Genomic DNA, 13,436 nt, shown 5'->3' on the forward strand with positions numbered 1-13,436 from the left:
ACATGGGCGGTGAATACGCGGCGGATAAACCGGTGCTGTTGTTCCTTCATGGCGTGGGCACCGGAGATCCTAAGGGCGCTTGGAAGGCGGCGCTCTCCAAGTCTCTCGCGCGTGTCGGATATCCCGGTCTGGAGTCTGCGAGTGTGATCGCCCCGCGATACGCAGGCGCCCTCAAGTTCGACGAGGAAGATCTGCCGCTTCCGCCGTTGACGACGAAGCAACCTACCGGAGATGCCGCGAAGCAGAATCGCCGTGACTTCGAGCGGCGCATGGCGGCGATCGAGTTCCGGCTGGGGACGCACGACCCCGGGCCGGGGATGGTAGGCGCGGACGCTCTGATGGATGTCGCGTTGGGGATTCCATTCTTCGTGCAAGCACGGCATTACCTCCAGGAACCGAACATCCGGGCGCATGTGCTCACCCGCATACTGCGAAAACTGCCTGAGTCTGGTCGCATCGTGATCGTGGGGCACAGCCTCGGGTCGGTCATCGCGGCAGATCTCGTCCGACGACTGCCCGCCAGCATCGAGGTGGCGGGAATGGTGACGATCGGCAGCCCACTCGCCAGTGACGTCTTCGGCGTCGACAAACTACGGGAGACGCTGAGCGAGCCTCCCGGGCACCTAGGGTGGTGGGTCTCCTTCTGGGACGGCAATGATCTCGTCGCTGCACGCCGAGGCGTGTCGTCGGCGTTCCCCTGGATGATGGATCTGCGAGTGCATACGAAGTCGCTCGGGCCGATGGCCGCTCACGAAGCGGTCGAGTACCTATCTCACGACGTCGTCGCCGAAGCCGTCGGGTTCGCCTTGTATGGGTCGCTGTCGAAGGAACTTGCGGTTGCGGAAAGGGGTGTCGATGTCCCCATCGACACAGCTGAGAACTTCGCGCTGCTGGGGCTGCGATATGCGCACCTCATCGCGTCCCGGCTCAAGGGCGATCAGCGAGATCGGTACGTCGGCGCTTTGCGGCACGTGCAGGCGACGCTCGCCGGCGTTCTCATGGCGCAGAGGAAGCGGACCGGCAGGCCCGTACCTGCCGTCGTCGCCCGTCTCGCGCTCGACCTATCCGATCCGCGCGCCGCTGCTCCCGAACCGCAACCGGCACGGCATCTCTCTAAGCACGACGCCGTCGTTCCTCTCACTGTATTGCTCGCCGAGAACGTCATCGCGCCCTACGAGATCGAGGTCAACCCGGAAGTCAAACGTGAAGCGATGAAGGATCTGACTGCTGAGATGGGGCTCAGCGGAACATTCGGCGTCGACGTCTTCTCTGCGGCTGCAAGCGCGCAGTCCGCGCTGGGCGGGGGAAGCAGCTTCAACTGGCTCAAATGGGGGGCGCTTGGAGCAGGGGCTGTGGCCATCGTCCTGGCTACGGGTGGGTTGGCACTCGCGGCCGGTGCAGGGCTCGCGGGCGCAGCCGCAATCACGAGCGCGCTGGCGGCGTTCGGACCCGGTGGGATGATCGGGGGCCTACTCACGGCCGGCACGCTGGTTACTGCGGGTGGCGGAGGAATCGCCCTCGGACTCGCGAGCCCAGCTACCAGCGCCGACGCGGTTGAAGCGGTGCTCGCGGGTCAGCTGACAGTCGAGATCGTGCGGAAGCGGCACGGACTCTCATCTGATCCTGCAGTGTGGCGGAACCTGATCGAGATGGAGATGGAACTCCGACGCGAGCATGAGCGTCTCGACGAGTTCTCCGATCGAGCCGCCGCGTCGATCAAGGAGCTGAAGCGCAAGCTCGTCGCGGTCGAGCGCGCGCTTGCCTTTTTGGACGCGGCGGGGTTGGCGCCGAGGTCAGATGCCAGGGACGCAGAGGATATCGCTCCGACGCGCGAAGGGAAGGCCAGCGGGAACTTCGTCGAAGGGCTCGTCGACCGGGCCAGAAGAATGCGCGTCGGCGGTGAAAAGTGACCGCGATTGTGCGGATCGCGCAAGAGCGACTGCGTCCGTTGCGAACATGGCGCCCGACGAAGTTGATAGGCACCGGCGCACATCACCCCGCAGGTCGGAAGGTCTCGTGGCGGGTTGGCGAGGTGGCGTCCCAGACCTCGAGCGACGGTCGTTCGCCGACCTCTTCTCGATCGCTTGCTGAGTCCGACCGAGCCTGAGTGTCGCGAATCCACGGAAGGACCTGCGTGTCGAGATGGAACCGCTGCGCAGCCGCAACGCCGCTAGAGCGAGGCGGGTCATTACCACATGCGAGCGGGCGACCGCTGGCAAGCCCTCGTTCCCCTAGAACGGCAGTTGTGGCAACCGAGGGTCGCCAGTGCCACTGACCGCGTCGGGTTCGTCGCCAATCTCGGAATTCTCGTCGTCCTGCCATTCGGTTCGAACTGCGACAATCAGTTCCCTATCTTTCGCATGCAGTAGCTTCTTGAACCTCTTGGATCTCGCGCCGGATGTGCCCACGAAGCCTCTGGAGACCAGCTCCGTGAATACCCTCCTATCCACGTACTTGGCATTGCCGTAGGTGAGGCGGAAGCCGCCGCGCGGCCCCACTTTGAATGTGTCCTCGTCGACTGCAAGGCGAAGCCAGTCGGCGGGAACGTACATGCCCTTGAGGGTCTTGCCATCGAGTTTGGCGCCCGCATCGCCGCGAACGAACTTGAACCAGAAGGGTGTGCCGAATGCTCTCCAGTCCGCGGCCAGCTTGGCCATTTGGCGACCGACCGGCATAAGCGCGAGCTGCTTCGTGATCTCGCCCCTGCGGCCGTACGCCCATTCCTCGCCTCCGTGCGGGCCGGTGGACTTGACCTTCTCGAGTCGCTTGTACTGAATGAAAGTGAATGCGTCGTGCACCTGATCCCAGTAGAGAAGGTCCACCCCAAGCTCGAGCTCGATCGGCTTCTTGTTTACCGACATCACCATCAACTTGTCATTGCCAGTCTCGTCGACGAATACGGCCACGCTCGCTGCGCGCTGTTTTCCCGTGAGCTTCCCGTCGAAAAGCTGGAGGTCGAGAGGTAACAGCTCTTCTTCGAGGTCCTGCTCGTAACCAGCGTTGAGGATGGTCTGGAGGAGCGTTTCGTTTTCCGACTGAGCAGGCGGAGACGCGAAGGTATCGGCTGGTAGATCGATCCCCGCCATTTGCGCTGCGAGTTCCACTGCGTCCCTCGCCTCGACTCGAGACTGCTCCACGTCTGCGGGAAACTCGCGTGGTTCACCGAGCACCGAGCCGATCCAGGCCTTGACTCCAGGATCCAGCGTCTCAAGGTGGTCGATGAGTGCATTAGCCGTCGTGATTGGTAAGAGCCGAGCGTGGAAGTCGTCCGGAACTATGCCGAGCGCCACTGGCTTCTTCTGCAGGTCTGCCACCGGGACCGGCCCTGCCAGCAAATAGATCGGCGTGAGTGTGGCTCTCACAAGTCCACTGGCGACCCCAGCGATGCCGCGCACCACGGCAAGCGCCACTATCGAATCGCCCTCACCGTTGTCGTCTTCGTCCTGTGACGGGTCGTGAACTAGAACCCCGATGGAACCGACGGTCGGCGCCGCATTCTTGTCGAAGCCTTCCGATATTCGTGTCGCCCTCAGGTACGTGATCCGCCTCGCTCCCTTTGCGCGAAACATGTGAATCTGTGCCGATCGGACATGGGCAGGGGGAACAGCGTCTGGCATGGCCACATTCAAGCAGAACGCCCCCGGGTTGAGTTCGTGAGGTCTCCAGGAGGGAGATAGGTCGATCTGCGGTGACGTGACATTCACGTCTCCAGCTCGCGAGCACGGGGCACCAGATGTGGCCGCGCTCGATCGCATCCTTTACCGGCGGCGTCAAGCGTCTCAAACAGGACGAAGACCCGACAACACGGACCCAAGCAAGGTCGATCCAAGCAAGGTCGATCCAAGCAAGGTTGATGCACGCAGGCACCGTGGGTGAGCGACACCATTTAGAAGCACTCCCCAACACGTAACTGCACACCACAAAAATCCCTGGATAACGGGCAAAAGACGCCCTATCCTGGCGTCATGCGAGGAGGCCTCGAGCGATGGAAGCGAGGTGTCGAATCCAGAGGGGTTCGACAGGCGATCGGCTACGCACTCAAGGGCATCTGCGATGCCCACTTGCACCACTCCCCCGGCGTTGACGCGCTCGAGGCGTACAGTGCCGCCTCCGACTCCACCGTCTCACGATTCATCGTGGCGAACGGCGTCATCACCTCCGACGAGCTCACCGCCGGCGGCCTGCGCGTTTGGCTCACCGGACACGACCCGGTTACCGGGGAAGAGCGTGGCCATCAGCGGCTGAGCCCCGACGCCGACCTTCTGCTCGACGGAACACTCAACCACCCCAAGTCGTACAGCATCGCCGCGCTGCTGCATCCCGAACTCGCGACCGAGTTCGAAGCGCTCCAGGACCGGCTACGCGCACGCATCTTGCTCATGTGGCAGTCGGAGCTCAACGCGCGGCGTGGGCACGGAGGGCTCATTCGCGAGGAGATTATCCGCATCGAGGTCGTCGAGCTGCAGCATCGGCGCTCGCGCGCGCTCGACCCGCACATCCACCGTCACCTCTGGCTGAACATCAAGGTGCTCGGCGCGGACGGCAAGTGGTCGAACCTGGACTCGCGCGTCGCGATGAAACTGCACACCGTCGTCAACGCCGAGGGCGAGCTCGCCGCCCGCACCGACCCCGCCTGGATCGCCGCGCTCGCCCGGCACGGATACGCCCTCGACGACACCGGGGAGATCGCCGAACTCGCCGGCGCCGTCCGACCCGTCTCCCGTCGGTCGGCTCAAATCGAGAGCAACCGGGCGTGCCTGATCGCGGAGTGGTCAGTGGTGCACGGCGGATCTGCGCCGAGCGTGGAGGTGCTGCAGCACATCGATCGGCGCGCGTGGGCGGTAGCGCGTCCGAATAAGCCGGCCGATCTCGATGAGTTGTCTTGGGAGGCGCGTGTCCGCGACGAGATCACAGCGATCGATCGGAGTCTGACCACCCCGCGCGCACCCATTCCATTTGCCGCGACAGACCTGCATACCCTCGACCTCGATCTGCTCGCTGCGCAAGCGGTCGCCGACGCGGACGAACGGTCCACCTCATGCGGCGGGAGGTTCAGCAGCTTCGATATCCGTGCGGGAGCGATACGCGCGCTCTCGCGCACGGGCATCGTTTCGGAACGCGACCGACTCGACGGCGTGATCGGCGAGATCACGGAGCGTGCCAGCGGTGCCGTCTATCGGCTGGTTGCGGATGATCCGCCTGCGCACGTCAAAGCATTCATGGCGACCGAGACGGTATGCGCCAAGGTGCGTCTCGCCGGCCGACTGGATGTACTCGCCCGACCCGGGCGCTCCCTGCTGCCGGGTGAGTTGCAGCGGCTCGCACCGAACCCGGAATGGTCTGCGCTGGATGCGTCGCAACGCGTGGCGGCGTGCGCCATCGCCGGCACGGACGGGCTCGTGACGGTGACCGGCCCCGCCGGCACGGGCAAGACGACGATGCTGCGCGCCGCGTTCGCGGCGCTCACTTTGCAACGGCGGCGGCTGCTCGTTGTTGCTCCCACGCGAAAGGCGGCATCGGTGGCGTCTCGCGAGGTCGGGGCCGCAGCATCCAGTGTTCATGCTCTGCTTTCGGACCATGGCTACCGATGGGGCACCGACGCGGCCGGCGCGAAGGTGTGGACCAGGCTTCGAGTGGGAGACGTCGATCCCAGCACGGGGGTCGTCTACGGCGGACCAACTCAGTACGTGATGCGTTCTCGCGATCGGATCGTCGTCGACGAAGCCGGCATGGTCGACCTGCAGACGGCGAACGTCCTCGTCGAGCTCGCAATCGAGCAGGGTGTCGGGCTGGCGTTCGTGGGTGACACGCATCAGGCGTTGCCGGTCGGACATGCGGGTGCGATGGGCTCTGCGATCCGGCACGCGAACGCTGCGGTCGAACTCGACACGGTGCACCGGTTCCACGATCCCGACTACGCCGCGCTGACACTGCGCCTCCGGGATGCGGGTGATCGCGAACGTGCGCTGGTGGTTGCGGCCGAGCTTGCCGAACGCGGTCACGTCCACCGGGTCGAACATCACGACGCGGCGCGTGAACGGATGATCGACGCCTACTTCGAATGGCACGCACGCGGCAAGCGGGTGACGCTGGTATCCAGCACGAATGCTGAGGCGGATGCGATCAATGACGCCATCCAGCAGCGGCGAGTCGATCAGGGCGAGCTCGACGTCCGCGTCGCCGCGTGGGGAATCGGGCAGCAGCGCATCCTCGTCGGCGACGCCGTCCAGACTCGTCGCAACGACCGGCTCACAGGGGTCGAGAATCGCGCGCAGTGGATCGTGCGCGGCATCCGCGACGAGTACGTGTCTCTCGTCTCGGTGAGCGACAGCGGGGAGGTGGCGCGGGTTTCCACTGAGTACGCGCGTGAGCACCTGCAGCTCGCCTATGCGTCCACCGTGCACGGTGTTCAGGGCGACACCGCCGATGCGTCGGTGGTCGGGCCGGATGTCGATGCCGCAGGGGTCTACGTGGGCCTTACGCGCGGTCGGCTGAGCAATGACGCGATAGTCGTGGCGCGGACGGATGCTGCGGCCCGCGATTGCCTCGCCGAGTCGATGCAGCGCGGAACCCCGGAGTTGACGATGCAGGACGCCGTGCGCGCAGCACAGGCAGAGGTGCGGCGCGCGGCGAGGAACCGGGAGGCGGCGATGGGTAGGGGCCGGTTGTCGGGGCGCCGAGTGCGGGGCGCGGGATCCGAATGTAGAGCCCACCTACCTGCGATGGAGAAATCCTCAATCGTTCGGTCGCACGCCGCCTATCCCGCTCTCGCCAGTGCCCTCATTTCGTAACACGTAGCAACAGCAGTGTTGGCATCACGTTCGCTGCCCCCGCTTCCTGCGGCGTCGTCCCGCACCACCGATCGACGCCGTGCGGGCGCCGCGTCCCTCTGGTGGGTGGAAAGCCGGCGCGCTCAGCGGCCGGCTTCCTTGCCCCCGACTCAGTTCAGCCCGATCATCGCGATCGCTCGTCCGCGCTGATGGATTGTCGCCAGCCGCCGAGGTCAGGAAGGGCTCTTGTTCGACTTGGAGAGCGCGGCATACGAAAAGTGCCGAAGTTCGCCTTCTTCGGTTAGCACGGCGTAGATGAGCACGATTTCCCGCTCGTCACTGCGCGTGTACTGCTGGCTGCCCGCCGACCCACCATTTGTCGCGGGCTTGACGATCTCGCCGATCTGTCCATCAGGCGTCCTTACGGTCTGCCCAAGGTTGAACACCATAGGGCGAGCGTAGTGGCTGGTATCGATCGGGAGGAGTGCTAACCGGGGAAACCTAGGTTGGTCTGCCGCGATGCTGGCGATTCGGTCGATCATTCGTCCAAGCCGGTGCATCGACGACGACCGGGCGATTCGCACTTCGTGTCGATTGAGAACACGAAGCCTTCGGGACATCGTATTCACGCCGGACGCCGATGATGCCGAATAGTGTTTCGACATGACCGACCCCGACCTGCCCTCGACGGGCGTACCGGAGGGCGCGGGCGAAACCGAGCGAAATGGTCTCGGTGCCGCGCAGGCAGGGCCAGACGGACGCGATGGCATAGTGTCGATTTCTCAGGTAGAGGATCCGGCGGCAGTGACGCCGCGAGGCTGGTATGTCACCGCCTACTCCGTCGTTCGCCGGCTCGCTAAAGGCTGGCTGCGCGAGCCGCTAACGCCTCTGCTCACCTGGCTCCAGTCCGTAATGATGGCTCATCAGCATCTTGCGTTCGAGCGCGGCGAGGACCATACCAACCCGCAGACAAATGTGGTTGTACCCGATGGAGAGCGCGTGACGGTTGCCGCCTTCTGGGTCGTCGACTACTTCTCACCCAGCTACGCAGCTCAACTGGAGGAGCGGCTCCGGCGGCCCGAGTGGCAGCGGCCCCTCGGCTCGTCCGACCGCACAAGCCCCGTAACCGCCACCCGACTTAGCCGGGAGCATGCCTCACCAGTCAATGTGCGTGAGCTTGGAAGCTTCATCCGCAAGACGTCTGATGGATTTGCGCTCTGGTCTACGCGGCGTGAACTGCCCACCGGAATTCGAGCGGTAACAGTCAAGCTTGTCCCGATGGGCCCCGCACTCAGTGCAGTCGTGGCGACGTTCTACCCCGACGAGGAGTTGTCTCACGCGCTCAATGATGCCTTGAAGGCTGACCACGAGCCGCGGCTTAGGCGGGAAGCGGGGACGTTACAAGTCTCTCAGCGCCTGTTCACGGGCATCGAGACCGTCCGCTTAGCGCGCGAAAGCCTGCACAAAATCGGGCGTGACTGGCTCAGTGCGGAACTCCCCGGCATCTTCGCCACGGAGGCGGGTCGACGGCACCCCGTGCTCGATCTGATTCTGACGGAAGACTTCGACCCAATGAAGAACCTTGACGACGCCGCGAACCGAAACATGCTGCGCGCTCTCGGCTGCGGCATGGGTTGGACCCGTCACACATCGTTCATGCCAGCGGCGGAGAATGTCCGGCTATTCGAGGTTGAGACCGAGCAGTCGTATCGGACTATCGGCGAGCCGGAATGGATGCTCTGGGCTAAAACGTCGAGCGCTTTCGGAAACGACGACTTCGTGGGCTACTACGGCGGGCGCTCTCCTGAAACCATCGCCAGACGGCTTGCTGACCCGGGTGTGGGGCTTGTCTCGCGGCTAGGGCTGTTCGAGCTCGCGCAACTCAAGACACGCAGTGCGGCTCGGGCTCGCGACTCCGCGCACAGAGTCCATTCAGGTCGACCGGTCGCAACTGCAAAGCGGCTGCGCACGTCGCTTCTGACAACGGGGCTGGACATGTCAACCATCGCGGACAGCGTCACGGCTTTCACCCAGGACACGCAACGGTATGAGTGGCAGGTGCCGCGGGTTGTCTTGCGCCACTCGCACGCGCCAGAAGCAGAACGTGAGCCGGACACGACCGTGATTCTCCAACAATGGGCAACCGCTCAGCGTAAGGCGTTCAAGAGGCTCCGCGACGAGGAGCAGGCCATGCTGCCCATCTTGAGCACGGTTGCATCCTTGAGCGCAGCAATCAGTGGCACTCGCACGCAGCGATGGGCTCTCGGCGTCGCGATACTCTCCCTGGTCGCCTCGGGAGTCGCGGTCTACTTCGCATACTTGGCCATCGTCGTCGCGCAAGCTTCCCAGGTCAATTAGCGCCCGCTCCGACGGGTCGATGGGGGTGTTTTCTCGTGACGCTCGCAACGAGGATCATTCGAAAGCGATCTCAATTGTCATCTCGTCGCGTGCCAAAGGGACCGTCATCCGACGAAGTGAAGGGCTAAGCGGTTCCACCATTCGTTTCCTCGAGCACCGGCTCGAGCTCGAATACCCAGAGCGGCAACTCGCTGGATGTGAGATCTTCCGGGATTAGCCGTTTGACTGCACCAGGTTCTGGCATTGCATCGAGTGCCACCGGGCCTTCCGGCGTCGCCGTTAGGCCCTCGAAGCGACGCGAGAACATGCGTGCAAGGGACCCGACAAACTCGAAGTGCTCCCGCTCATTCCGTCGTTCGGTTGGCGCCGCGCGCCAAGTCATGGAAACGAGCCGCGAGTCGTCGACGGTGGCGTGTTCGCTCATTTCCCAGTCTCCGAACTGGAGCAGGAATAGCGCGAGCGACTGCGACGCGGGCGTCTCGAGCGTCTTGCCGCCCGCGCGAATCTCCAACGATCCAACAGCGAACTCCGCTTTCCCCTCATTATCGACGTGATTGGCGGATGCCATGTCGGGAATGACCACTATTTCGAGCAAGGGCACCGTACCGATGAGGCGGTCACCGAGGAGGCCGAGATGACTGGCCTTCATCGCTTCCGCGACGCCAATCCGGTAGCCGCCTCCGGGTCCAAGAGTCAAAGCGTCGAGGGGCAACAAGGTCCAGTTGCCGCCTTCGAAGTGGACAGCTAGGAACACGTCCGCGCCGTAGAGCACACCAAAACGCCGCAGCGCGTCGATCTCGCTCTGAGAAAACTTGACGAGGTACGGGTCCTGCGCCGCGGGTCGGGATCGATGGCTCTTGACGTCGACCAGGATCCGCTGACCGTCTCGAAGATGGAGGAAGAAGTCGGGCGCCTTGACCGGGTCCCCTTCAAAGAAGATCTCTCCTTTGTCGATGAAGGTCATCAAACAACATCCATCGAGAGCGACGACAAGCGACCGAAACAGCGACTGCATCCGCCAACCTTGGACTCGCGATGCGTTGGCAAGGCTGGAGTCGAGCGCCTCAGCGAACTGGCGGACTACCTCGCTCGCGCGACCCGGCGCGCTGAGCAACGCTTTGTCGTCCGACGCATCTAGGCGACGGAACAACTCAACGGCTTCGAGTGCGGGATCCCGCTTCACGTGCTGCATGCCGCTAATCATGCCTCGAACGTGACGCCACTCGCCCCCCTACCGACGTCGGCGCGTTCATCGACCGGTCACTGCGCGGCCGGCTCCCGGTCCACCGTCAGGACTACGTGGCGTCTGGGGTCGGCTGTTGAGGATCCGAAACGGCGTCGCACCACGGCACGTCAGTCGGGCTCGCACAGTCGACGGCCTATCATCGGCGTGTGGCAGAGTCCGAGCCGGCACAGTCGTCCATCCCCGGACGCATCATCGAATCTCACGCTCGGGAGGCCATCGAGCGCATGCGAACGGCTGACGTCGTCACGCACAAGGGCGAGCGGGGCAGAGCACGCGAGGAAGTGTTGCGGCAATACCTTGCCGAGATCGTGCCAGCCGGATTCGATGTGGCCACTGGCTTCATCATTGATGTTCACGGGGCGCAGAGTCGCCAGCAGGACCTCATCATCGTTCGCCGCGATTATCACCCCAGGTTCCAGGTGGGAGGGGCACATTTCTACCCGGTTGAGTCAGTTGCAGCCGTGATCGAGGTAAAGTCCTCGCTGAACAAGACGACATTCTTGGAAGCCATCGAGAACGCGGCGAGTGTGAAGCGGCTCGACCGGACCGGAGGCGGCCAGAATTATCTGGTGAATGGCGGGTCGGGCGGCTCTCGTGGCCCGAACGTTCAAACCGACTATGACGATCACCAGATCATGTCGATGATTGTGGCGGCCCGGTCCGACGTCTCCTGGGAAGCAGCGCATCGGACGTTCGACGAAGCTCTTCGCAAGCTGCCTCGATCAGTCTGGCCGAACAGCGTTGCCGTGGCCGAGACGTTCTACCTCTCGTACGACGTGCCCGACGGGCATCCACGCACGCACGCACAGATCGCCACCGGTGTGCGGATGTACTTGCCCGAGTACGAGACCAACGTGGAACCCCTGGTAGATGTGGCCGGCGACCTGTGGAGCTGGCTTCGGGTAGCCCCCCTGATCGATGTCGCGCCACTGCGGTACTTCGCAACCAGCGACACGTTTAGACAGGGCGATCCTCCAGACTCGCCCTTGCCTGCGCAATGAAAGAAGTCGGTACCGATGCTCGAGGTCGTCGCTTGCGCGACCTGGCAGCCCCAAACTTGGCCAACCACGGGATCGCCCATAGACCGCTCCTGGTACGGCGACAATCGCGGTCAGTCAGTCGCTCCATCGCTCCCGCGTCGTCCCCACCCTGCAGCCCGTCCACTAAATTCTCACCATGACCCAACGACCGAAGATTCTCGCTAGTGCTCAAGCTCAGTTTCCGACAGGAGCGAACAAGCAAGTGCGAGTAGCTTTCGCCTGGCACCCGTCCAAGAGTTCCCTCTCCGCGCCCGCCTCGAATGGCGACGATGGATGGGATGCGGTTCACGAGTTCGCAACGTTTGAGGTCATCAACGCACTCGCAAGCCGCGGCTACACGCACGTGAACCTGCAAACAGGCGGCGTTACCAACCCGTTCAGAGACGTCGCGATCTCAACTCTCCTGAATGGCTAGCCTCGGTCATCGCGGCACGAAATGGCCTTATCGAGAGCGAATTGCGGATGGAAGCACGGTGGGTGGTTTCCTTGTGGTCGGGGGTGCTTACGTTCGGGTCCCACACGATTGCGGTCGGCGGAACGGCTAGGCCGACTCGGTGGCCGAAGCAAGTCTCATCCTGTTGCTTCCCGCCGCGACGGCGAGAGCGCAGGCTACTTCGCCAACGTATCCGTTGGGCTTTAACCTCTCCGCAAACCATCCGCCTTCAGAATCTCGCCGTCAGGAACAGCGTCGGGCATCACTGATTGCGCGCTCCGCTTGCTTCAAAGCCTCCGGGAACGTTCGGCCCCGTCGCTCCAGCATGTGGGATCCTGCATCGGTACAGGGAGACTTCTACGGATCCACGGCTCCCCATCATCAACGTTACCGACCGATGCGGCGCATGAGCGCGTTATCCCCGTTCGCCGAACGTCGGCGGTGCCGGTGTCGGAGCAATCAGCGGCGACTGATCGAGAACTCCCGTTGATACCCATGAGAGCACGCGCCGCCCGACCTCTGAGCGCATCCCGAGCGCACCCATCTCGACCATACGGACAGACGAGTTGGAGTCGTCCCACGCTCGATACTCCTCGACCAGCTGATCAACGGTGATCCCGAGTTCACGAATCACCCAATCGGCGACAACCTCAGCGTCGAGTGAGACCCCCGCGGCCACGGCGCGCAGTCTCTTCTCGGCAACCCCGGACGCTGCACGCTCGTTTCCCCAGCGCCAGTCAGGCTTCCAAGCGGCAAGGTACTCATCGACGGCGACCCTCAGGTTCAGGCGGTTGGCACGGGCCCGAGCCTCTGCCTGGAGGGCGCGCTCTGCCGTCTCAGCCCTGTTGGCGCGAATCGTCGCCGCCAGGCCCCAACCGGCGACGAGCGTCGTCGCAATTGCGCCTATCGCAGCGACGATCAAGCCCCAGAAGGCGATCTGCGTATCCACCGTCCAGCCGGCTGGATCGGTCGTCGCAACGATGAGGGCGGTCTCGACAGGCGTTGGTGTTGGTGTTGGTGTCGGCGTCGGCGTCGGCGTGGCGGCTGGGCTTAGAGTCGGCGTGACTATGGGAGCGGGCGTCGGGGTCGCGGAGTTCATCGGCAAGAGCGGCACCGCCTCAGTCTGCCCTGCAGGGCAGTCTCAGGCCCTGCACGACTCATCGGGACGCACGGTGAGTCTCGCAGGATCGACGCGAGGTTCCTGGCACAGCGTGGGCGCGACCTTCGCCATAGGCGTAGACAGCATGCATCCGAAGATTCCCGAGGACGGGCTCACCGCCGCCAACCGCCCAAGCTTCGTTTGGCTACGACCGCTCCTGCGGTCAGCGACGCAAGACACAGACGGGCCCTTGCAATGCACGCGCGGAACACACGTGCAACCATGCGCGCTCGCTCGAGGACGACTCCGCCGCTCAGGCGTTGATTCCGAAGACGCGAAGCAGCGGAACACGAGGGATCATGCGGCGGGGGCCGAGTTGGATCGTGGGGATGGTCCCGTTCTCGATGCCCAGCTTGATCGTCCGGTAGTCGACGCCAACCAGCTTCGCGGCATCCTTCATCGTCAGTGCCAAAGATTCTTGCGACCGGTT

General features: G+C 63.9%; 10 protein-coding genes. 5 read left to right on the top strand and 5 right to left on the bottom strand.

Translation table 11 applies throughout. The features are described from left to right. Nucleotides 1-2 precede the first annotated feature (2 nt). Complete coding sequence (locus ACFRAL_RS08655) at nt 3-1,910, top strand: hypothetical protein (protein WP_378881790.1); 1,908 nt, start codon at nt 3-5, stop codon at nt 1,908-1,910. Nucleotides 1,911-2,231: 321 nt separating this feature from the next. Here the strand turns inward: ACFRAL_RS08655 and ACFRAL_RS08660 are convergent, their stop codons facing one another. Continuing rightward, complete coding sequence (locus ACFRAL_RS08660) at nt 2,232-3,617, bottom strand: hypothetical protein (protein WP_378881792.1); 1,386 nt, start codon at nt 3,615-3,617, stop codon at nt 2,232-2,234. Nucleotides 3,618-3,965: 348 nt separating this feature from the next. Between ACFRAL_RS08660 and ACFRAL_RS08665 the strand changes: the two genes are divergently transcribed. Further along, nucleotides 3,966-6,791: an AAA family ATPase gene (locus ACFRAL_RS08665; RefSeq protein WP_378881795.1), complete on the top strand. Its 2,826-nt coding sequence runs from the start codon at nt 3,966-3,968 to the stop codon at nt 6,789-6,791. A gap of 212 nt (nt 6,792-7,003) precedes the next feature. On the opposite strand, the gene ACFRAL_RS08670 is transcribed toward ACFRAL_RS08665, so the two are convergent. Beyond that, complete coding sequence (locus tag ACFRAL_RS08670; RefSeq protein ID WP_378881798.1) at nt 7,004-7,219, bottom strand: hypothetical protein; 216 nt, start codon at nt 7,217-7,219, stop codon at nt 7,004-7,006. Nucleotides 7,220-7,433: 214 nt separating this feature from the next. On the opposite strand from ACFRAL_RS08670, the gene ACFRAL_RS08675 reads away from it, so the two are divergent. Continuing rightward, entirely contained in the window at nt 7,434-9,128 is a 1,695-nt protein-coding gene (locus ACFRAL_RS08675) for a hypothetical protein (protein ID WP_378881801.1), read from the top strand. A gap of 124 nt (nt 9,129-9,252) precedes the next feature. Here ACFRAL_RS08675 and ACFRAL_RS08680 read toward each other — a convergent pair whose 3' ends face one another. Next, complete coding sequence (locus tag ACFRAL_RS08680) at nt 9,253-10,320, bottom strand: hypothetical protein (protein WP_378881804.1); 1,068 nt, start codon at nt 10,318-10,320, stop codon at nt 9,253-9,255. A gap of 200 nt (nt 10,321-10,520) precedes the next feature. Here ACFRAL_RS08680 and ACFRAL_RS08685 point away from each other — a divergent pair, with 200 nt between their 5' ends. Both ACFRAL_RS08685 and ACFRAL_RS08690 read left to right on the top strand, forming a co-directional pair. Continuing rightward, nucleotides 10,521-11,375 carry a DUF6602 domain-containing protein gene (locus ACFRAL_RS08685; protein ID WP_378881806.1) on the top strand — a complete coding sequence of 285 codons (855 nt, stop codon included), beginning with the start codon at nt 10,521-10,523 and terminating at the stop codon, nt 11,373-11,375. Nucleotides 11,376-11,550: 175 nt separating this feature from the next. Further along, on the top strand, nt 11,551-11,829 hold the full coding sequence (locus ACFRAL_RS08690; protein WP_378881808.1) for a hypothetical protein: 279 nt from the start codon (nt 11,551-11,553) through the stop codon (nt 11,827-11,829). Between the two features lie 433 nt (nt 11,830-12,262). Here the strand turns inward: ACFRAL_RS08690 and ACFRAL_RS08695 are convergent, their stop codons facing one another. Both ACFRAL_RS08695 and ACFRAL_RS08700 read right to left on the bottom strand, forming a co-directional pair. Further along, entirely contained in the window at nt 12,263-12,961 is a 699-nt protein-coding gene (locus tag ACFRAL_RS08695; RefSeq protein WP_378881810.1) for a hypothetical protein, read from the bottom strand. A gap of 298 nt (nt 12,962-13,259) precedes the next feature. Beyond that, nucleotides 13,260-13,418: a DNA-binding protein gene (locus tag ACFRAL_RS08700; RefSeq protein ID WP_378881813.1), complete on the bottom strand. Its 159-nt coding sequence runs from the start codon at nt 13,416-13,418 to the stop codon at nt 13,260-13,262. Nucleotides 13,419-13,436: the final 18 nt, after the last annotated feature.

This window comes from Microbacterium sp. NPDC056736 (assembly GCF_042790415.1).
In the GTDB taxonomy this organism is placed as follows: Bacteria; Actinomycetota; Actinomycetes; order Actinomycetales; family Microbacteriaceae; genus Microbacterium.

Coding starts and splice junctions, on each gene's coding strand:
- ACFRAL_RS08655 (WP_378881790.1), top strand. CDS start 3: ATGGGCGGTGAATACGCGGCGGATAAACCGGTGCTGTTGTTCCTTCAT.
- ACFRAL_RS08660 (WP_378881792.1), bottom strand. CDS start 3,617: ATGCCAGACGCTGTTCCCCCTGCCCATGTCCGATCGGCACAGATTCAC.
- ACFRAL_RS08665 (WP_378881795.1), top strand. CDS start 3,966: ATGCGAGGAGGCCTCGAGCGATGGAAGCGAGGTGTCGAATCCAGAGGG.
- ACFRAL_RS08670 (WP_378881798.1), bottom strand. CDS start 7,219: ATGGTGTTCAACCTTGGGCAGACCGTAAGGACGCCTGATGGACAGATC.
- ACFRAL_RS08675 (WP_378881801.1), top strand. CDS start 7,434: ATGACCGACCCCGACCTGCCCTCGACGGGCGTACCGGAGGGCGCGGGC.
- ACFRAL_RS08680 (WP_378881804.1), bottom strand. CDS start 10,320: ATGCAGCACGTGAAGCGGGATCCCGCACTCGAAGCCGTTGAGTTGTTC.
- ACFRAL_RS08690 (WP_378881808.1), top strand. CDS start 11,551: ATGACCCAACGACCGAAGATTCTCGCTAGTGCTCAAGCTCAGTTTCCG.